This is a genomic window from Sphingosinicellaceae bacterium (assembly GCA_019285715.1).
Classification (GTDB): domain Bacteria; phylum Pseudomonadota; class Alphaproteobacteria; order Sphingomonadales; family Sphingomonadaceae; genus Glacieibacterium.
The window spans coordinates 1,823,170-1,842,506 of sequence record CP079108.1 but is presented as its reverse complement, the minus strand read 5'-3'; the positions used below and the strand labels follow the sequence as shown (position 1 = coordinate 1,842,506).

At 67.8% G+C, this 19,337-nt stretch carries 16 protein-coding genes and 1 tRNA gene; 11 read left to right on the top strand and 6 right to left on the bottom strand.

Features of this window, described 5'->3' with window-relative positions; translation table 11 throughout:
• The first annotated feature begins 84 nt into the window (after nucleotides 1-84).
• Genes KX816_08600 through KX816_08580 form a run of 5 tightly spaced genes read left to right on the top strand, consistent with a single transcriptional unit; the run spans nucleotide 85 to nucleotide 3,955 of the window.
• Nucleotides 85-828 (top strand): 1-acyl-sn-glycerol-3-phosphate acyltransferase, encoded by a 744-nt coding sequence (locus KX816_08600; protein QXQ08467.1) that lies wholly within the window; start codon nucleotides 85-87, stop codon nucleotides 826-828.
• A gap of 44 nt (nucleotides 829-872) precedes the next feature.
• A complete protein-coding gene (hemB, locus tag KX816_08595; GenBank protein QXQ08027.1) occupies nucleotides 873-1,865 on the top strand; it encodes a porphobilinogen synthase in 993 nt (330 codons plus the stop codon).
• 10 nt (nucleotides 1,866-1,875) lie between these two features.
• Nucleotides 1,876-2,916 carry an N-acetyl-gamma-glutamyl-phosphate reductase gene (argC, locus tag KX816_08590; protein ID QXQ08026.1) on the top strand — a complete coding sequence of 347 codons (1,041 nt, stop codon included), beginning with the start codon at nucleotides 1,876-1,878 and terminating at the stop codon, nucleotides 2,914-2,916.
• The gene (locus KX816_08585) at nucleotides 2,913-3,443 is read left to right on the top strand and encodes a GNAT family N-acetyltransferase (GenBank protein ID QXQ08025.1); all 531 of its coding nucleotides are present in this window, start codon (nucleotides 2,913-2,915) and stop codon (nucleotides 3,441-3,443) included. Before argC ends, KX816_08585 begins: the two co-directional genes overlap by 4 nt.
• A complete protein-coding gene (locus KX816_08580; GenBank protein ID QXQ08024.1) occupies nucleotides 3,440-3,955 on the top strand; it encodes a gamma carbonic anhydrase family protein in 516 nt (171 codons plus the stop codon). The genes KX816_08585 and KX816_08580 overlap by 4 nt, the downstream gene beginning before the upstream one ends.
• 111 nt (nucleotides 3,956-4,066) lie before the next feature.
• On the opposite strand, the gene KX816_08575 is transcribed toward KX816_08580, so the two are convergent.
• Together KX816_08575 and KX816_08570 are read right to left on the bottom strand one after the other, a co-directional pair.
• On the bottom strand, nucleotides 4,067-4,489 hold the full coding sequence (locus KX816_08575; GenBank protein QXQ08466.1) for a holin family protein: 423 nt from the start codon (nucleotides 4,487-4,489) through the stop codon (nucleotides 4,067-4,069).
• A 40-nt stretch (nucleotides 4,490-4,529) separates the two neighbouring features.
• Nucleotides 4,530-5,276 (bottom strand): CerR family C-terminal domain-containing protein, encoded by a 747-nt coding sequence (locus KX816_08570; GenBank protein ID QXQ08023.1) that lies wholly within the window; start codon nucleotides 5,274-5,276, stop codon nucleotides 4,530-4,532.
• 111 nt (nucleotides 5,277-5,387) lie between these two features.
• Here KX816_08570 and KX816_08565 point away from each other — a divergent pair, with 111 nt between their 5' ends.
• Together KX816_08565 and KX816_08560 are read left to right on the top strand one after the other, a co-directional pair.
• A complete protein-coding gene (locus KX816_08565) occupies nucleotides 5,388-6,776 on the top strand; it encodes a DUF2236 domain-containing protein (protein QXQ08022.1) in 1,389 nt (462 codons plus the stop codon).
• 30 nt (nucleotides 6,777-6,806) lie between these two features.
• Nucleotides 6,807-8,822 carry an amidohydrolase family protein gene (locus tag KX816_08560; protein QXQ08021.1) on the top strand — a complete coding sequence of 672 codons (2,016 nt, stop codon included), beginning with the start codon at nucleotides 6,807-6,809 and terminating at the stop codon, nucleotides 8,820-8,822.
• Nucleotides 8,823-8,918: 96 nt separating this feature from the next.
• Here the strand turns inward: KX816_08560 and KX816_08555 are convergent.
• The 3 genes from KX816_08555 to prsK all read right to left on the bottom strand — a co-directional run bounded on the left by KX816_08555 (nucleotide 8,919) and on the right by prsK (nucleotide 12,590).
• Nucleotides 8,919-8,995, bottom strand: a tRNA-Pro gene (locus KX816_08555).
• 80 nt (nucleotides 8,996-9,075) lie between these two features.
• Nucleotides 9,076-10,443 carry a PEP-CTERM-box response regulator transcription factor gene (prsR, locus tag KX816_08550; GenBank protein ID QXQ08020.1) on the bottom strand — a complete coding sequence of 456 codons (1,368 nt, stop codon included), beginning with the start codon at nucleotides 10,441-10,443 and terminating at the stop codon, nucleotides 9,076-9,078.
• Entirely contained in the window at nucleotides 10,440-12,590 is a 2,151-nt protein-coding gene (gene prsK, locus KX816_08545; protein ID QXQ08019.1) for a PEP-CTERM system histidine kinase PrsK, read from the bottom strand. Before prsK ends, prsR begins: the two co-directional genes overlap by 4 nt.
• Before the next feature lie 93 nt (nucleotides 12,591-12,683).
• Here prsK and KX816_08540 point away from each other — a divergent pair, with 93 nt between their 5' ends.
• Nucleotides 12,684-13,739 carry a mannose-1-phosphate guanylyltransferase/mannose-6-phosphate isomerase gene (locus KX816_08540; protein ID QXQ08018.1) on the top strand — a complete coding sequence of 352 codons (1,056 nt, stop codon included), beginning with the start codon at nucleotides 12,684-12,686 and terminating at the stop codon, nucleotides 13,737-13,739.
• Here KX816_08540 and KX816_08535 read toward each other — a convergent pair.
• Nucleotides 13,717-15,033, bottom strand: coding sequence for a dicarboxylate/amino acid:cation symporter (locus KX816_08535; protein ID QXQ08017.1), 1,317 nt, complete (start codon nucleotides 15,031-15,033; stop codon nucleotides 13,717-13,719). The genes KX816_08540 and KX816_08535 overlap by 23 nt on opposite strands.
• Nucleotides 15,034-15,132: 99 nt before the next feature.
• On the opposite strand from KX816_08535, the gene KX816_08530 reads away from it, so the two are divergent.
• From KX816_08530 to KX816_08520, 3 genes are all read left to right on the top strand, one after another.
• Complete coding sequence (locus KX816_08530) at nucleotides 15,133-15,513, top strand: diacylglycerol kinase (protein ID QXQ08016.1); 381 nt, start codon at nucleotides 15,133-15,135, stop codon at nucleotides 15,511-15,513.
• A 101-nt stretch (nucleotides 15,514-15,614) separates the two neighbouring features.
• Nucleotides 15,615-16,151, top strand: a complete 537-nt coding sequence (locus KX816_08525; GenBank protein QXQ08015.1) for a phosphatase PAP2 family protein — start codon at nucleotides 15,615-15,617, stop codon at nucleotides 16,149-16,151.
• A 720-nt stretch (nucleotides 16,152-16,871) separates the two neighbouring features.
• Nucleotides 16,872-19,337 (top strand): hypothetical protein, encoded by a 2,466-nt coding sequence (locus tag KX816_08520; GenBank protein QXQ08014.1) that lies wholly within the window; start codon nucleotides 16,872-16,874, stop codon nucleotides 19,335-19,337.

Genomic DNA, 19,337 nt, shown 5'->3' with positions numbered 1-19,337 from the left:
ACGGCGCGTCATCCCCTACCCGCGAGCGCGAAAGGCTGCGAGAAGGCCCTTATGAGCGGGGACGATCACGATACGACGTGGCGGATGGGGTGGCGGATCGCCGGTCGTGCCGTCTGGATCGGAGGGCTGCTAGCCGGCTGCCTGCCGGCGCACGCGCTGTGGCGACTGGCGGGCAAGCGATCGCCGTGGCCACGTATGTTCCTCCGCGCGGCCGCACGCGCCTGCGGTGCGCACGTCGAGATCGTGGGCGAGCCCCACCGCGACAACGTCTTCTACGTCGCCAACCACCTGTCATGGATCGACATCCCGGTGCTCGGCGGGCTGGTGAAGACCAGCTTCGTCGCCCAGGACGCGATCGCCGGCTGGCCGATCATCGGCTGGCTGGCGCGGCTCAACGACACCATCTTCGTGTCGCGCACCGAGCGCCGCACCGCCGGCGAGCAGGTCGACCGGCTGCGCGCCGCCATCGTCCGGGTCCAGCCGGTGACACTGTTCCCGGAAGGCACGACCACCGACGGGCGCAGCCTGCTGCCCTTCAAGGCACCGCTGTTCGAGGGGTTGGTGCCGCCGCCGCCGGGCATGGTGGTCCAACCGGTGCTGCTCGACTTCGACGATGCCGGCAAGGCCCTGGCGTGGATCGGTACCGAGGGCGCGGCCGAGAACGCCCGGCGGACGCTCGGGCGGCGCGGCAGCTTCGACGTCCGGGTGCGCTTCCTGGAGCCGTTCGATCCGGCCGACTATCCCAGTCGCAAGCTGCTGACCGCGACAGTGCGTGCGCGCCTTGCAGCAGCGCTATCGCAAGCGTTGGGCGGGGTCCCGGTCGAATGACTCGCGGGTTTGATCGCGACGGGGCGTGGCGCTAACAGTCGCGCATGACCCACGCCCCCTACCCTGCCCTTCGCCTCCGCCGCAGTCGCGCCCAGCCGTGGTCCCGCGCCATGGTCGCCGAGACGCTGCTGACGCCCGCCGACCTGATCTGGCCGATCTTCGTGACCGGGGGCACAAACGTCCGCGAGCCGGTCAAGTCGATGCCCGGCGTCGACCGGTTGTCGGCCGACCTGCTGGGAGTGGCGGCCAAGGAGGCGGCGGCACTCGGCATCCCGTGCCTGGCGCTGTTCCCGAACACCCCCGCCAGCGCCCGCACCGAGGACGGCGCGGAGGCCGCCAACCCCGACAACCTGATGTGCGCCGGCATCCGCGCCATCAAGGACAGCGGTGCCAGGATCGGCATCCTGACCGACGTCGCGCTCGACCCCTACACCAGCCACGGTCACGACGGTCTGCTCCACGACGACGGGCGCATCCTCAACGACGTGACAGTCGAGGCGCTGGTCGCGCAGGCGCTCAACCAGGCCCGCGCCGGAGCCGACATCATCGCGCCGTCGGACATGATGGATGGCCGCGTCGGCGTGATCCGCGCGGCGCTGGAGAGCGAGGGCTTCCACGACGTCCAGATCATGGCCTACGCCGCCAAGTACGCGAGCGCCTTCTACGGCCCGTTCCGCGATGCAGTCGGCTCGGGCGGCTACCTCAAGGGCGACAAGAAGACCTACCAGATGGACCCGGCCAACTCTGAGGAGGCCCTGCGCGAGGTCGCGCTCGACCTCGCCGAGGGCGCGGACTCGGTGATGGTCAAGCCGGGCTTGCCGTACCTCGACATCGTCCGCCGCGTGAAGGAGCGCTTCGAGGTCCCGGTCTTCGCCTACCAGGTGTCCGGCGAGTACGCGATGATCGAGGCGGCGGTCGCGGCCGGCGTGCTGGAGCGCGACCGCGGCGTGCTGGAGACGCTGACGGCGTTCAAGCGGGCGGGTTGCTCGGGGGTGCTGACCTATCACGCCGTGGTCGCGGCGCGGTTGTTGGGCTAGGTCCGCCGCCATGACCACTCCCCTCCGCATCGCCGTCCTCGGCGCCTCCGGCTACACCGGCGCGGACCTCGTGCGGCTGGCGCTCGGGCATCCGGGCATCGAGATCACGGCGCTGTCCGCCAACGCCAAGGCGGGGCTGTCGATGGCGGAGGTGTGGCCGCACTTCGCGCCTTACCCGAAGCTGCCGCGCCTGACCCGCGCCGAGGATGTCGACTGGACCGGCATCGACGCGGTGTTCGGCTGCCTGCCGCACGCGGCGTCGGCAGCGCTGCTATCGACCCTTGTCGGCCCGCGCATCATCGACCTGTCGGCGGACTTCCGGCTGAAGGACGCGGCGACCTATGGCGAGTGGTACGGCGGTGAGCACCCTGCTCCGGCGCTGCTGTCGGACGCGGTCTATGGCCTGACCGAGTACGCGCGCACCGACCTGCCGGAGGCGAAGATCGTCGCCTGCCCCGGCTGCTACCCGACCGCGGTGCTGCTGGCGGTGCTGCCGCTGGTCGAAGCCGGGCTGATCGATCCGGCGCGGGTCTCGGTCAATGCGCTGTCGGGCGTGTCGGGCGCCGGGCGTGGCCTGAAGGAGGCGAACCTGTTCGCCGAAGTCGCCGAGGCGGTCCACCCCTATGCGATCGGCAGCCACCGCCACATGCCCGAGATCGAGCAGGAGATCGGCCGCCGCTCTGGCGGCGACATCCGCATCAGCTTCACGCCGCACCTCGTGCCGATCAACCGCGGCGAGCTGGTCACCATCGCGGTCGAGCTCACCGGTGGCAGCGTCGCCGACCTCCGCGCCGCTCTGCTGGCGCGCTACATCGACGAGCCGTTCGTCCACCTGCTGCCCGAAGGCGTCGCGCCCGCGACCCGGATGGTGCGCGGCTCGAACCATGCCGTGGTCAACGTCTTCGCCGACCGCATCCACGGCCGGGCCCTGGTCATCGCGGCAATCGACAACCTCGTGAAGGGCTCGTCGGGGCAAGCGATCCAGAACTTCAACCTGATGTTCGGGCTGCCGGAGACCACCGGGCTGCTGCAGGCGCCGCTGTTTCCATGATCGAGACCGAGCGCCTGATCCTCGCCGAGTGGCGCGACGACCACCGCGAGGCGATCGCTGCGATCAACGCCGACCCGGTCGTGATGCGCTACTTCGTGGCCCCGATGAGCCGCGCCGAGAGCGACGCGCAGGTCGACCGTCAACTCGCGGCGCAGGCCGAGCACGGCTTCTGCTTCTGGGCGGTCGAGCGCAAGACCGACGGCGTGCTGCTCGGGCTGGCGGGCCTGAAGATCGGGGCACCCGACACGCCGATCGCCGACGACTTCGAGATCGGCTGGCGGCTCGGTCGGCACGGCTGGGGCCAGGGCTACGCCACCGAGGCGGCACTTGCGGCACTGGGCCACGGCTTTGCAAACCCCGCGGTCCCGCGCATCGCCGCGATCACCACGGCCAGCAACGAAAAGTCGTGGCGTGTCATGGAGCGGCTCGGCATGAGCCGCGACCCGTCCGCCGACTTCGAGCACCCCGCGGTCCCGGTTGGTCACCTGGTCCGGCCGCACATCACTTACTTTATCCAGCGGCCGTGACCCTCCACCCCTTCGACGGCATCCTGCCGACAATCGCGCCCGACGCCTTCATCGCGCCCGGTGTCCAGGTCATCGGCCACGTCCGCATCGGGGCGCAGGCGAGCATCTGGTTCAACTGCGTGCTGCGCGGCGACGTCATGCCGATCGAGATCGGGCGCGGCAGCAATATCCAGGACGGCAGCATCGTCCACGTCACCACCGGCACCCGCCCCACGATCGTCGGCAACGACTGCCTGATCGGACACCTCGCGATCATCCACGGCTGCACGCTCGAGGATCACGCCTTCGTCGGCATGGGCGGCATCATCATGGACGGGTGCGTTATCGAGAGCGACGCCATGCTCGCCGCCGGAGCGCTGCTGACACCGGGCAAGCGCATCCCGACGGGCGACCTTTGGGGCGGGCGTCCGGCGGCTCCGATGCGGCGGCTGACGACGGCCGAGATCGACCGTAACCGAGCCGCCGCAGCGGGCTATGTCGAACTGGCGAAACGCTACCGGCAGGCACCTTGAGCCGCGAGAGTTGTCAGAGTTTACACCCTCGAGCCTTTTGAGAAATCGCGGCCTGCACCGCCTCGCACGATTCTATAGCCGCGCCAGACACGCCAGCAACCGACCTGAAACTCACCGATCGACCCGTGATTTGCCCCACTCGCGCGCCGCCGTGTAGCCGAGGTAACCGGTTCCGAAGAGAGCATAAAGCGGCTCCGGGATCGCAGCGAGATAGCCGGTCATGCCCTGGCCGATCGCGGCCGCCATCTCCGGGCGCACGGCGGCGATCAGCCCCATCGGGATCGACCACAGCAACAAGGTGTACATCACATAGAGGAAACTGGGCCGCGCCCGGCTGGTCCACGGATCGGTCGACTGCGCCTCGGCGACCATCGCCGACAGCTGCGCCTTGACCAGTTCGAGATCCTGCCCGCCCTGCATTCGGAGCAATTCGAGCTTGGCGGCATCGCGCGCCTGCGGATCGGGGATCAATTTGTCGAGCAGGCCCGCAACGGGGCCGATGATCGCATCGAGAAATGCCGTGGCATGCTCCAGTAAGAGGAGCTCGATCTTATTACCTAATTGGTACAATTTGTCAAGTTTTTACGGCGACTCCGTCACGCTGTACGACGTCATGCCCACCGTCAGGCGCGGACGGCGCCTGCACTGCAACCAGTGCGACCTGCCGCTCGATCAGGCGGCAGAGCTGGTCGGCGATCGCGACCGGCGACTGCGGGTCGGTCAGCAGGCGATCGATCGCCGCGCGCCCGCTGGTGAAGGCGGTGATGCCCGAGATCATGTGGATCGCCTCGAGGCGCGAGCCTTCGCTGCCGGGGGTGTCACCGCGTGCGCCGTCGATCAGTTTGGCCACAAGTTCGACGCCGGGGTGCCACAACTGGTCGAACAGGATGTCGAACGCCGGGCCGGGGTCGGCCAGCTCGCGCTGGATGAACAGCGGCCAGCCGCGTGCCTCGTCTGAATCGACCAGGAAACGACCCAGCGTCGTCAGGACATTCAGCAGGTGCGTCTGGCAGGTGCCCGGCGACGCCCGCTTCAGCACAGCCTCGAGCGCCGCTGCGCTTACCGGCAGGTTGGCCGTCATGTAGCGCGCCACGATATGCTCGGCGCAGGCCTTGTAGAGCCCTTCCTTGCTGCCGAAATAATATTGGATCGCGGGCAGGTTGACATGCGCCGCCGACGCGATCTCGCGCGTCGAGACAGCCTGGAAGCCCCGTTCGCCGAAGGCCTGCAACGCCACCAACAGGATGCGCTCGCGGCTTTCCAGCCCGCGCCGGTAGCGTGGCTTGGCTGGCAGACTTGCCACGGGATCGGCGGATGTCATCGGCGGTTTAGAGCGGTCGGCGGCATCCCAGGTCAACCTCGAGGGCAAAACGCCGCCATTGACTCCGAATAGGTATCACTTGATATGTTTTGGTCTGGCGGGGGCAAGAGCATGGTACCGACAATGCGCAATGCGGCGATCTGGGCGGATGTGCTGGCGCAACGGGAGCGTGTGCCGGCGCTGTGGGCGGCATTCGATTTCGACCAGCATCCGGAGCGCTTCACCATCGATCCACAGGTGAAGTCGGCGCTTTCGCCGAGCCTCGCCGCGCAGCGACCGCAGATCCTCGCGAACACCGAGCTGGTCGAATGCCTGCGCGCCTACAGCATGATGGGCGACGTTACCGCCGACCGCTACGCCGCGCTGATGGCCACTCTCAAGTTCCGCGAGTTGATCGACCTGCTGACCATCGCCTGCGACCACGGCATCGAAGCGGTCGAGAACGCCCCGGAGGAACTCGTCGCGTTCATCGCCGACATGGAGCAGCGGCCCGACTGGCTCGACATGGCACTGGTCGAGAAAGGTGCCCGGCTGGAGCGCAACGGCACCGCGAACCTGTCGCCCTATGCGATCCGTGGCGCCTTCATCGCGACGTTCATGAACGAATATGCGGCGCTGCCGATGGCGCTGACCGGCACCTTGTCGGACTCCGCAGCGGCGCGCCGGGTCAAGGAGACCGCCAACTTTTTCGCGGTGACGACGTTGCCGGGAGCGCTCAGCCGGTTCGGGCCGGGCTTCAAAGCGGCGGCGATGGTCAGGCTGATGCACTCGATGGTGCGCTTCAACATCATGCGGCGGCCCAAGATGTGGGATCAGGCGAAATACGGCTTCCCGATCCCGCAGGTCGACCAGATGCCGGCCGGGCTGATCAACATTTTCCTGCTGTCGTACAAGCTCATCGGGGAGGGGCGGACGGCATTCACCCCGGACGAGCGCGCCGTCGTCGAGTTCGCGCGCTATCGCTGCCGCTTGCTCGGCCTGCCCGAGACGCTGCTGCCCGACACGCCGCAGGGTATCGTCGATATCATGAACGTCCGGGGCGCGACGCTGCGCGCCAGCTTCGACGACCGGATCTGCGGCTCCCTGGTGCGCGCCACGATGGCGGCGGAACTCTGGGATGGTGCAACCTTGCGCCAGCGGCTGTTCCGGACCATCGAGCGCAGCTTTTCGCGCGTCTTCTTCCTCAAGCACTTCCTCAACGGCGACCGGCAGGCGGCCGCGCTGATGGGCGTCACGATCAGCAACGTCGACCGGGCGTGGTTCACCCTCGCCGCGCTGCAGATCGGCCTGACGATGAGCGTCTTCCGCCTGTTGTCACGCCTGCCCGTGCTGCGAGACCTGGCCGACCGGCGACTGATCGCGCGGATCACCAGGCTGCTCTCCGTCTACGGGCACGCCGAGTTCGTTACCTACGAACATCGGGCCCAGCCAGCCTCGCCGGGGCGCCCCCACGAACCAGGCGAGCGGAAGCCGGAACCGGCCGTTGCGGGAGCCCATTGATTTCCGGGGGGCGAGTGACATAGCTGGGACATGATCAAAACGCTCTGCCTCGCCGCCACCCTGCTCGCTTCGACGGCTTCCGCCGAGACCGCGAAGTTCACCGCGATCTTCGGCGGCAAGAACGTCGGGCACGTGATTGCCGACCGGCAGGGCGACACGGTCAAGGTTGACTTCGACATCAAGAACAACGGCCGTGGCCCGACGATGGCGGAGGTCATCACGCTCGGCGCCGATGGCTTGCCGACCAGCTGGGCGATCACCGGCGCGACGACCTTCGGCAGCAAGGTCGAGGAGCACTTCGACCGCAAGGGCGATGTCGCGACGTGGACCGACTCCACCGGCAAGGGTACGGCCAAGGTCAAGCAGGCGGCCCTCTATGTCGCGCAAAGCGGCAGCCCGTGGTCGGACCAGCTCTACGCCACGGCCCTGCTGAAGCAGCCCGGCATGACGATGGCCGCCCTGCCCGGCGGCACGCTGCGGCTGGAGAAAGGCGAGACGTTCGCAATCGCCGGTGCGGGGGGACCGCTGCAGGTGACGCGCTATGACCTGAGCGGCATCGACCTGACCCCCGAGACGATGCTGCTCGACGACAAGGGGCTGCTGTTCGCCTCGGTCAGCCCGAACTCGATCATCGTCCGGGCCGGCTACGAGGCCGAGGAGAAGCGCCTGCGCGGCATGGCCGCCGACTGGACCACGGCGCGCTTCACGACGATGCAGAAGGACGTCGCCCACGACTACGGCGCACCTGTCCGCATCCGCAACGTCCGGCTGTTCGATCCGGCCACCAGCGCACTGACGGCACCGGTCTCGGTGCTGGTCAACGGCAAGGAGATCGCGGCGGTCGAAGCCGTCGACAGCCCCGCCACGCCGGGCGAGGTCACCATCGACGGTGCCGGTGGCACGCTGGTCGCCGGCATGTACGAGATGCACGCGCACATCGGGCAGGACATCGCGCTGCTCAACCTGCTCGCGGGCATCACCACGGTCCGCGACATGGGCAACGACAACGCCGTCCTCGACACGCTGATCAAGCGCATGGACTCGGGTGAGATCGGCGGGCCGCACGTCATCCGCTCCGGCTTCATCGAAGGGAAGAGCCCGTTCAGCGCCAACAACGGCATCCTCGTCGACAGCCAGCAGCAGGCGCTCGACGCGGTGCGCTGGTACGGCGCGCGGGGCTATTGGCAGATCAAGATCTACAACAGCATGAACCCGGCCTGGGTGCCGGCGATGGTCGCCGAGGCGCACAAGCTCGGGATGCGCGTTGCCGGACACGTTCCGGCCTTCGCCAACGCCGACCAGATGATCGAGGCCGGCTACGACGAGATGACCCACATCAACCAGTTCGTGCTGGGCTGGGTGATCGGGCCGAAGGAGGACACCCGCACCCTGTTCCGCCTGACCGCGCTGAAGCGGCTGCCGGCGCTCGACCTGAACGAGCCGAAGGTCCAGCACACGATCCAGCTGATGGTCGACGGCAAGAAGGCGATCGACCCGACGCTCGGTATCCACGAGCAGCTGACCCAGAACCGCGACGGCCAGGTGCCGCCGGGGGCCGTCGACTACATCGACCACATGCCGATCGGATACCGCCGCGACGCGATGAAGGCCTGGATCGACACGTCCGTGCCCGGTGACGACAAGTTGTACCGCGGCGCCTTCGACAAGCTGGTCGCGGTCGTCCGCCAGCTCCACGACCGCGGTGTGTTCATCGTCTTCGGGACCGATACCGGCGGCTCGTTCACCTATCACCGCGAGCTCGAACTGTACCAGAAGGCCGGCATGACCGCCCCCGAGATCCTCAAGCGCGCAACCTACGACAGTGCCAAGTACACCGGCCAGGACCAGCGCCTGGGCTCGATCGACAAGGGCAAGCTCGCCGACTTCTTCCTGATTCCGGGCGACCCGACCAAGGACCTGAAGGCGATCAAGACGATCTCGATGGTCGTCAAGGACGGGGTTTTCTACTACCCGACCGAGGCTTATCCCAAGTTCGGGATCAAGCCATTCACGACGGTGCCCAAGGTCACGCTTCCAGCTGGATGATCGAACCCCGGACCGGCGCTGCGAGCGCGCTGCCGGGGTCACCCATGGTTCGTCCCCCCACCGCTACGCAGTGGTTCGCTGGCTGGGGGTAAGTTCTGGTCGGAGCGACAGGATTCGAACCTGCGACCCCTTGACCCCCAGTCAAGTGCGCTACCAGGCTGCGCCACGCTCCGACCGGCGGTTCGTGTAGGCGGCGGTCGGCGGCGATGCAAGCGCTACCGGCTCCGGTTGGGCTTGTTGGCCGCCAACGCGCCTAGTTCGGTATCTCCAGCCCGTATTGCTTGAGCAGGTCGTACAGCGTCGGGCGGCTGACCCCGAGCAGCTTGGCGGTGCTGCTGATGTTGCCCTCGGTGCGCGCCATGGCGAGGCGGATGGCGCGGCGGTCGGCGGTTTCGCGGGCGTTCTTGAGGTTGAGTGCCGCCGCGCCGTCGCTCTTGTCGCCAAGGTCGAGGTCGTTGGCGTCGAGGCGGGTGCCCTCCGCCATGATCACTGCGCGCTTCAGGCGGTTCTCGAGTTCGCGGACGTTGCCCGGCCAGTGCCAGTCGGTCATCGCGGCGACGGCATCGGGGGTGAAGCCCTTGAACGGCCGGCCATGCTCGCGCCCGAACTTGCCGAGGAAGTGGTGCGCCAGCAGAGTCGCGTCGCCGGGCCGCTCGGCGAGCGACGGGATGCGGACGACGATCTCGGCGAGCCGATAATACAGGTCCTCGCGGAAGCGCCCGCTGATGATCATCGCGTCGAGGTCCTGGTGGGTGGCGCACACGATGCGGACGTCGACCGGGATCGGGCGCCGGCCGCCGATGCGCTCGATGACGCGCTCCTGCAGGAAGCGTAGCAACTTGACCTGGAGCGGCAGCGGGATGTCGCCGACCTCGTCGAGGAACAAGGTACCGCCTTCGGCCAGTTCGATCTTGCCCTCGGTGGTCTTGGCGGCACCGGTGAAGGCACCCTTCTCGTAGCCGAACAGCTCCGACTCAAGCAGGTTCTCGGGGATCGCGGCGCAGTTGATCGCGATGAACGGCTTGTTCTTGCGCAGCGAGGCGTTGTGGAGACCGCGCGCCAGCAGTTCCTTGCCGGTGCCGCTGGCGCCGAGCAGCATCACCGAGACATCGGCGACGGCGACGCGCTCGATCATACGCGCCACTTTCAGCATCTCCGGTGAGCCGGTGATGATGCCGCCAAGCACGTCCGATGGGCCGACGACGTCCGCCAGACGGCGGTTCTCGGCCTCGAGGTCGGCGACGTGGTAAGCGCGCCGGACGATCAGCCCGAGCTCGTCGATGTCGACCGGCTTGGCGTAGAAATCGAACGCGCCCGCAGCGATAGCCCGCAGCGCGCTCTCACGAGCGCCGTGGCCCGATGCGACGATGACCTTGGTCTCAGGCGCGGCGCGCAGGATCTCGGTCAGCGTCGCGAAGCCTTCGCTGGTACCGTCGGGATCGGGCGGCAGGCCGAGGTCGAGGGTCACGACCGCGGGCGAATACGCGCGCACGGCTTCCAGCGCCGCAGTGCGGTCGCCGGCAATGACGACGTCATAGTCCTCGTAGCTCCAGCGCAACTGGCGCTGCAGTCCCTCGTCGTCCTCGACAACCAGCAGTTTCCGGACCGGCGCACTACTCAAGCAACATTCCTTTCAGGCACGCACGTACCGGCATTTGGTCCGGGACCCGGCCCGAGCGTCGGTCCCGGACCCGGCACCGACGCGGCTATCGTCGGGACGGTCACTGTAAAGACGGTCCCCTCCCCTTCCCGGCTTAAAACGTCCAGACTCCCGCCGAGGGAGCGAACGATCGACCGGGCCTCATAGGCACCAATGCCGAAGCCGCCCGGTTTCGTCGACCGGAACGGCTTGAACAACTCGCCGCGGACGAAGGCGGCCGACATGCCGTGGCCGTGGTCGGCGATGGTGACCACGACGTGGCCGGCCTGTCCGTGCCCTGCGTGTGCCTTGACCGCGATGTCGATACGGGCGTCCGCAGTGCTGGCGTCGATGGCATTCTGGATCAGGTGGATGAACAATTGCTCAAGCCGCGCCGGGTCGGCAGCGACGGTTGCCGGGCCGCTGTCGACGACGAGGTAGATCGGCGAGTGCTGGCGGCGCTTGGTGCTGACGATCTGCCCGATCAGCTCGGCCGCGTCGACCGGCTCGGGCGTGTCGGGCCGGCCGGTGTTGTGCTGCGCCAGCCGCGCCAGCAGGTCGTTCATCTTGCCCACCGAGGACTGCAGCGTCGCCACCATGTCGGCGCGGAAGGCGGGGTTGTCGGCGTGGCGCTCGGCGTTGCGCGATACCAGGCTGAGCTGCGACACGAGATTCTTGATGTCGTGCATGATGAAGGCGAAGCGCCGGTTGAATTCGTCGAACGAGCCAGCCTCGTCGAGCGCGGTCTGGGTCTGCGCCTCGGCGATATAGCTCGCCGCCTGCCGCCCGAGGGTGCGCAGCAGCTCGAAATCCTCCCAGTTGAGGTCGCGCGCGGCCAACGTCCGCTCGAGCACGATGACGCCCGCCAGGCTGTCGAGGTGGACGAGGGGAATGGCCAGCCACACCCGCCGGTCGTTCGCCGCCCAGACCGGGATCGCCAGCCCCTCATAGGCACCCTCGCCGTCGCGCCACTCGTCGAAGTCGACGATGCGCTGCTGGGTCCCGAGATAGCGCGCCAGCCCCGGTGCCGGGGCCAAGCGTTCGCCGACGAAGCCGCCGCGGTTCCAGCCGTCGACGAGGTCGAAGCCGCCGTCGTCGCCTGGGATGTAGAGGGCCCCGCCCGGCGCATCGACGACGACGCACACCGCCTCCACGACGCGCTGCGCCAGCGGCTGCCCGTCGGTGCGCGAGACAATCGAGATAAAGCGCAGCCACTCCTGCCGGTAGTCGTATTTGTAGGCGAAGAAGTTCTTGGCGATGACAACGCGGAGCCGGGCCCGGAAGCGCTGCGAGACGATGACGATTGCGCCGCCGATCGCGGTCGCGAACAGGAAGCTGATCTGGAGCAGGCGCCCCCAGTCGCCGCCGACCAGCCTGAGGCCGTAGGCGGTCAGCGCCATCGTGATCAGGTAGATTCCGATGATCGAGAACGACAGCGTATGGAACACCACCTGCCGGGACACCTGGACCCGCGCCACCCACGAGCTGCTCGCCGACATCAGCAGCAGCGGCACGACAATCGCGTCGACCGCGCCGCGGATGTTGTACAGATCGGCCGACAGGTGCCCGAGCAGGAACTGCAGGGTGTACAGGTTGAGGTCGTAGCCGAAGAAGCCCGCCAGCCCGATGCACAGCAGGCGAATCCCGGTTCGCGTCCCCGCCACCGCGTTGACGTACAGGTTGTGGAGCAGCACCAGTCCGGAGATCGCCACGGTCAACCGGGTAATAATGAACAGCGTCGCCAGCATCGGTGCGCCGCCCTCGCCGGCCCGGCCGAAAACATCGAGCATCAGCTGCACGGTGGTGACGAACCCGATCGCGCCGGCAATTGCGAACGACGAGCGCAGCCGGTCGTCGAGCGACCACGACACCCTCAGCAGTGAGAGCAGGAAGACGATCCACGAGGCGCTGCGCAACGTCTCCAGCGGCGACAGCCACGCGGTGGGCCCAGCTCCGAACCGCGCCGCCGCGACATAGACCAGGGCCCACGTCGCAGTGGTCAGCGCCGCGACGCCGAGCGCCAGGCTGGTTTCGCTGGCGCGGCGCCTGGAGACCGCACTGATCCCGAGCACGGCGAAGCCGACGCATGCGATCAGATGACTGAACAGGCCGACATCGGTCAGCTTCACTTGGCTTTGCCCGGCCCTTGTTGCTACGTCCCCGTTGACGACCCTAACGCCAAAGTCCCGCATTTGTCATCACGAAGGTCCAAGGCGAGTACCATGAATACAATAATTTGGCCGGTGATCCTGTCCGGCGGAGCCGGAACGCGCCTGTGGCCGCTGTCCGTCCCGGCGCTCCCCAAGCAACTGCTGGCGCTGACCGGCGCGCGCACGATGTTGCAGGAGACCGCACTGCGCACCGCCGGTGCCGGCTACCATGCGCCGGTCATCGTCTGCGGTACCGCGCACGCCGTGACGATCGCGACACAGCTCGGCGAAATCGGCGTTAACGCTTCCGCAACGATCGTCGAGCCGATGGCGCGCAACACCGCCCCGGCGATCGCGCTGGCTGCCCTCGAGGTCGCCGCACGCGACTCCGCGGGCGTCATGCTGGTGATGCCCTCCGATCATGTCATCGACCTTCCCGAGGCGCTGCTGGCGGGAGTCGAGCGCGCCGCATCGACGGTCGCCGAGGGCTGGCTGACGACCTTTGGCATTGCGCCGACCGGCCCCGAGACCGGCTACGGCTATATCGAGACCGGCACCGACCTGGCACCTGGCGTCCACGTCGCCGCGCGCTTCGTCGAGAAGCCCGACCGCGCCACGGCCGAGGCCATGCTGGCGACCGGCAACTTCGCCTGGAACGGCGGCCTGTTCCTGTTCCGCGCCGACGCCTACCTCGCCGCCCTCGCCGACCATGCACCGGCTGTGCATGCGGCTGCCACCGCCGCGTTCACCGCCGCCCACCGCGAGGGCACGACCGTCCACCCGGACGCCGACGCGTTCGGCAGCGCGCCGTCGATCTCGGTCGACTACGCGGTGATGGAGAAGGCCGCGAAGGTCTCGGTGGTTCCCGTCGACATCGGCTGGTCCGACATCGGCTCGTGGAACGCGGTCCATGCCCACGGCACCCCCGACGCGCACGGCAACGTCACCCGCGGCCCGGTCCTGCTCGCGGACACGAGCAACTGCCTGGTCCGTACCGAGGGGCCGCTGGTTGCCACGCTCGGCGTCGCGGGCCTGATCATCGTCGTCACCAACGGCGCGGTGCTGGTGGCAGCCGCCGACCGCGCGCAGGAGGTCAAGGATATCGTCAGCCGGCTGCCAAAGGCCTGACCTGATCGGGCGCGGGCTTGCCGGACAGGACCGACGTCAGCCGCTCGCGGTCGAGGTCGCCCTCCCAGCCCGCGACGACGATGGTGGCGACCGCGTTGCCGACGAAGTTGGTCAGGCTGCGGCACTCGCTCATGAAGCGGTCGACGCCGAGGATCAGCGCCATGCCCGCGACCGGCACGCTCGGCACCACCGACAGCGTTGCAGCCAGCGTTATGAAGCCCGCGCCGGTCACGCCCGCCGCACCCTTCGAGCTCAGCATCGCGACGCCGAGCAGGAGCAATTGCTCACCGAGCGACAGGTGGATGTCGCACGCCTGTGCGATGAACAGCGCCGCCAGCGTCATGTAGATGTTCGTGCCGTCGAGATTGAACGAATAGCCGGTTGGCACCACGAGTCCTACCACGCGCGGCGCGCATCCCGCCGCCTCGAGCTTGTGGATCAGCGCCGGCAGCGCGGCTTCGGACGACGACGTGCCGAGCACCAGCAGCAGCTCCGCTTTCAGATACACCAGCAGACGCCACAGGCTGAAGCCGGCTAGCTTGGCGATCACGCCAAGCACGACGAGCACGAAGAACAGCGATGTCGCGTAGAACGTCCCGACCAGCGCCGCGAGATTGACGATCGAGGCGATGCCGTACTTGCCGATGGTGAAGGCGATCGCCCCGAACGCCCCGATCGACGCCGCCTTCATCAGGATGCCGACGAGGCGAAACACGACCTGCACTGCTGATTCGAACAGTCCGAGCAGCGGCTTGGCACGCTCGCCGACCAGCGCCATCGCGATACCGAACAGGATCGCCACGAACAGCACCTGGAGGATCTCGCCGCCCGCCAGCGCCCCGACCAGGGTCGACGGCACGATGTTGCTGATGAAGCCGACGATCGTCGTGTCGTGGGCCTTGACGGTGTATTCGTGGACCGCCTTCGCATCGAGCGTTGCGGGGTCGATGTGCAACCCGGTGCCCGGCTGCACGGTGTTGGCGACGATCATCCCGACGATCAGCGCCAGCGTCGACACCGTCAGGAAATAGGCGAACGCCCGCCCCGCGATGCGCCCGACGCTCGACAGCTCGCTCATGCCGGCGATGCCGGTGACCACGGTCAGGAAGATCACCGGGGCGATGACCATCTTCACGAGCTTGATGAACAGGTCGCCGAGCGGCTTCAACGCGGCCCCGGTCTCGGGCCACAGCGCCCCGACCAGCACGCCCAGCGCGATCGCCGCCAGGACCTGGACGTACAGGTGCCGATACCATGGCAGGTGAACCACGGGCGCGGCCTCGGCTATGAACATAGCAACTAATCTCCCCGTGCAGACTGTCGCGGGCTGCGGCGACGGATGCAAGACGGGGACGCAAGACGCCGGACCGGCACACTGCTATCGTGCCAGGCAATGACCGGGGACGATTTCAAGAACCGACCGCTGCGCGTGCGCGTCGGCTTCGCTTTGGCAGGCTGGCGCAGCGGCTGGCGGCGCGAGAGCAGCTTCCGCACCCACTGCCTGTTTGCGGCCGCGGCGGGCGTCGCGCTGCTCGTGCTGCGCCCGGCGCCGGTGTGGTGGGCGCTGGTCGCGGTGACGATCGCGCTGGTGCTGGCGCTGGAGCTGATCAACTCCGCGATGGAATCGGTGATCGATTTGCTTCATCCCGAATTGCACCCGGAAATCAAGGTCATCAAGGACATGGTGGCGGGTGCGGTGCTGATCATCAGCGTCGCGGCGCTGGTGGTTGCGGCGGCGATGGTGGTCGACAGTTTCTGGGGCCTCGCCCTCTAGGTCGCTGCGGTTTTCGCTCGCCGCGGCGTCTGTTTTTCAACGGAGCTAACATCCGTAGACGTCAAGAACGTGAACTGGACACGATGAAGGGGAACCCTCGCATGCGTTATAATCTGCCGATCGGCGCCTGTGTCGCGGCGCTCGTGGTCGCCGCACCAGCCGCGGCCAGCGACAAGGCCTGGCACCTTTTTGCCGACCTCGGCGCGTACGGCATTCCTGTCGCTGCGGCAGGGATCACCGTCCTCAATTCCGACCACAATGGCCTCGTCCAGCTCGCCGAGACCGGCGCGCTGACGTTCGCCTCGACCGAAGGCCTGAAGTACGCGGTCAACGAGCGCCGGCCCAACGGCGGCAACCACAGCTTCCCGTCGGGCCACACCTCGCTGGCGTTCGCGGGGGCAGGCTATCTCCACGCGCGCTACGGGTGGCAGACAGGATTGCCATTCGAGCTGGTCGCAGCGCTGGTCGGCTACAGCCGGGTCCACACGCACGACCACCACTGGTACGACGTCGTCGCCGGAGCCGCGATTGGCGAGGGCTCTGCCTTCCTGTTCACGCGGCGCCTGAACGACAGCACGCGCGTCAGCATGGGCGGTGACAGCACCGGCGGGCTGGTGCAGTTGTCGACGCGGTTCTAGGGCGCGAGCCTGTTACTGTCATCCCGGGCTTGACCAGGGACCCAGCTCACTCCGGGCCCGGACCGCTGGGTTAGCTGGGTCCCGGGTCAAGCCCGGGATGACACCAGAGCTTCTGACGCAGCAATCAGCCGAAGCAATTCGTATCAAGCAAATAGGGGCCGGTGTCGCCACCGGCCCCTACTGTGTCGCCGCGCTTTGCGGTCTCGCTCCGGCTCTCGCCGCTGCGACCCTGCCAGTGCTGCGGCACTTCAGCGGGATCGTCCGTCGCCGGTAGCCAGGCCCGAAGGCTTGGCCGATGGCTCGGGAGTCTCCCACCGGGATCCACGTCCGGTTCGTGGCGGGTCTGCGGACCGGCCGGCTGCCCGGTCTGTTCACACGCTCGCACGTCGTCTCGCTTCACCTGCCCGGCCGCGTCGCTCGGTCCAGCGCTTGCACGCCATTCCGGCTCGTCTGCCCGGCTATAACCTTCTGCTTTCCTTCGGCTTTTCAGCGTCCGTCCGGCTTCCGGCTACAGGTGGATGATGTGCCTCGACCCCGGGTCTGCAAAGCGGAATCTCAAGCTTCTGGCCTGTGGATAGCGAGGATTACGGGGATAGACACGTCAGGCATCGCTTGACCGGGGGGCTGCAGCGGCGTCATCGTTGCATGGACGGCGGGTCTACCGCCGCACCGGGTCGCAGGTTGCTTTGGCGCTGGACGAGACGCGGGGGGGACGATGCGATGCGGGCGCACTGGATCATCGGAACGGCACTCCTGCTTGCAGCTTGCAGCAAGCCCGCGGCGGTCGAAGACGAGGCTGTCCGTGCCGGCATGGCGGTCGACGGCAAGGGCTTCCGCCACGCGTCGGAGGATTATTTCCACGACATGGACAATGGCGTCGCGCTGACGCCGGCCGAGATCCGCGGCCGCAACATGTGGAACGTCTGGACCGCCGGCGACGACCGCTTCTGGGACACCATGTCGAGGCCGACCTTCGGGGGCTTCGACCTGCTCAAGATCGTCGCCGCGCCGCCGGGCACCGACCTCGCGCGCGACAAGCGCTGGCAATACCTCGGCGTCATCAACGAGCCATGCTTCGCCGCCGCCACGGGCCCCGATCCCCGGCATTTCGGCCTGCCCCTTGACCAGCGCGACGCCGCCTGCGCGCCCGACCCGTTCGCGGATGCCAAGGCGTATCCGGGCGTCAAGATCGGCGCGCGCGGCACGGACATCGGCGGCGTCACCCTGCCCATCGGCAGCGCGTACGGCGAGCCGACCGGCATCGTCGGGCTGCGACTATTCACCAACCCCGACTTCGACGCCAAGGCCCGCGCCCGCTGGGACCCGGTGCGCTTCTATTCCGACCCGAGCTACTACAACGACGCCACGCTGGTCCGCCCCTACCGCGTCGGCATGTCGTGCGGTTTCTGCCACATCGGACCGAGCCCGCTGCATCCGCCCGCCGATCCGGCACATCCTGCCTACGCCAACCTCAGCTCGACGGTCGGCGCGCAATATATGTGGGTCGACCGGCTGTTCATGGTGAAGCCCGACCCACGCAGCTTCATGGTCCAGCTGGTCCGCACCTACCGGCCCGGCGCGATGGATACCTCGCTGGTGTCGAGCGACAACATCAACAATCCCAGGACGATGAACGCGATCTATAACCTGCCCGAGCGGCTGGAGATGGCGCGTCACATCGGCAACGAGACCATCGCCGGCGGCCAGAAGGACAACCGCCAGTTCAACGATTACATCAAGTCCGGACCCTTGACCGGTTTGTTTACTGCGCCCGATAAGGTGTTGACTCCGCACGTTTTGAAGGACGGCGCGGACTCGGTCGGGGCGCTCGGCGCGCTCAACCGGGTGTACCTCAACATCGGGCTGTTCTCAGAGGAATGGCTGCGGCACTTCAACCCGGTCGTCGGCGGCAAGCCGATAAGCCCGATCACCATCGCGAGCGCCCGCGCCCACTCCGCCTACTGGCGCGCGACCGAGGACGGCACGCCCGACATGGCGCGCTTCTTCCTCAAGGCCGGACGACCGGACGACCTCGCGCGCGCCCCCGGCGGTGCGGCGTTCCTGACCGCCACGCCCGAGACGCTGGAGCGCGGTCGCAATGCCTTCGCCGACACCTGCGCACGCTGCCATTCGAGCAAGGGGCCGGTTCCAGCTGCGGACGCTCGCCTCGGCGGCGGTGGGCCGGAGTATCTGCAGCGCTTCGCCCGCTGGTGGGCGTGGACGCAGACGCCGGGTTACAAGGCGCAGATGCGGCAGATCGTGGCCGCGCCGGACTTCCGGCAGGGCAATTATTTGTCGACGGAAGCGCGCATCCCGGCGACTTTGCTGCGCACCAACGCCTGTTCGCCGCTCGCCTCGAACGCCATCGGCGGCAACATCTGGGACAACTTCTCGAGCGCCAGCTACAAGACCCTGCCCGCGGTCGGGTCGGTGACGATCGCCAACCCGTTTACCGGAGCGCGCTCGGCCTATGCGATGGCGGGCGGCGGGCGCGGCTATACCCGGCCGCCGAGCTTGGTCTCGCTGTGGTCGACCGCGCCGTACCTCCTCAACAACAGCGTCGGGCCGTTCAACCAGGACCCGAGCGTCCAGGGCCGGATGGCGATGTTCGACGCGGGCATCCGCCAGATGCTGTGGCCCGAGACCCGCCAGATGGATTCGGTGCTCGGCAACAAGGTCGACGGCACCATCGACCGGACTTCAGAGCGCAGCTGGATCTTCATCCCGCGCGGCTACGTGCCGCCGTTCCTGAGGCGGCTCGACGGTCCCGGTCATCGCGTGGTGCCGCAACTCGTGGATGCGAGCGGCAACATCAGCCTCGGGCCGATCCCCGCCGGGGTGCCGGTCAACCTGCTGTCGAACATCCAGCCGCTCGCCGAGGGCGCGTCGTTGACCAGGCACTACGGCGAGGTCGCCGGGCTGCTGCTCAAGCTCAAGCTCGACCTTCTGAGCGTGCCCAAGGGCGCTGACGACGCGGCGCTGCGCAAGCACTTCGCGGACCTTGCAGCACCGATGCTGGCGCTGTCGAAATGCCCCGACATGGTGGTCAACCGGGGGCATTACTTCGGCACCGCAAAGTTCAACGAGCAGGACGGCCTGACCCCCGACGAGAAGCGCTGGGGCAAGGAGCCGGTGCTGGCGGACGCCGACAAGCGCGCCCTGGTCGAGTATCTGAAAACCCTGTGA

Coding starts and splice junctions, on each gene's coding strand:
- KX816_08525 (QXQ08015.1), top strand. CDS start 15,615: ATGCGTTATAATCTGCCGATCGGCGCCTGTGTCGCGGCGCTCGTGGTC.
- KX816_08520 (QXQ08014.1), top strand. CDS start 16,872: ATGCGGGCGCACTGGATCATCGGAACGGCACTCCTGCTTGCAGCTTGC.
- KX816_08530 (QXQ08016.1), top strand. CDS start 15,133: ATGACCGGGGACGATTTCAAGAACCGACCGCTGCGCGTGCGCGTCGGC.
- argC (QXQ08026.1), top strand. CDS start 1,876: ATGACCACTCCCCTCCGCATCGCCGTCCTCGGCGCCTCCGGCTACACC.
- KX816_08560 (QXQ08021.1), top strand. CDS start 6,807: ATGATCAAAACGCTCTGCCTCGCCGCCACCCTGCTCGCTTCGACGGCT.
- KX816_08600 (QXQ08467.1), top strand. CDS start 85: ATGGGGTGGCGGATCGCCGGTCGTGCCGTCTGGATCGGAGGGCTGCTA.
- KX816_08565 (QXQ08022.1), top strand. CDS start 5,388: ATGGTACCGACAATGCGCAATGCGGCGATCTGGGCGGATGTGCTGGCG.
- hemB (QXQ08027.1), top strand. CDS start 873: ATGACCCACGCCCCCTACCCTGCCCTTCGCCTCCGCCGCAGTCGCGCC.
- KX816_08540 (QXQ08018.1), top strand. CDS start 12,684: ATGAATACAATAATTTGGCCGGTGATCCTGTCCGGCGGAGCCGGAACG.
- KX816_08535 (QXQ08017.1), bottom strand. CDS start 15,033: ATGTTCATAGCCGAGGCCGCGCCCGTGGTTCACCTGCCATGGTATCGG.
- KX816_08570 (QXQ08023.1), bottom strand. CDS start 5,276: ATGACATCCGCCGATCCCGTGGCAAGTCTGCCAGCCAAGCCACGCTAC.
- KX816_08585 (QXQ08025.1), top strand. CDS start 2,913: ATGATCGAGACCGAGCGCCTGATCCTCGCCGAGTGGCGCGACGACCAC.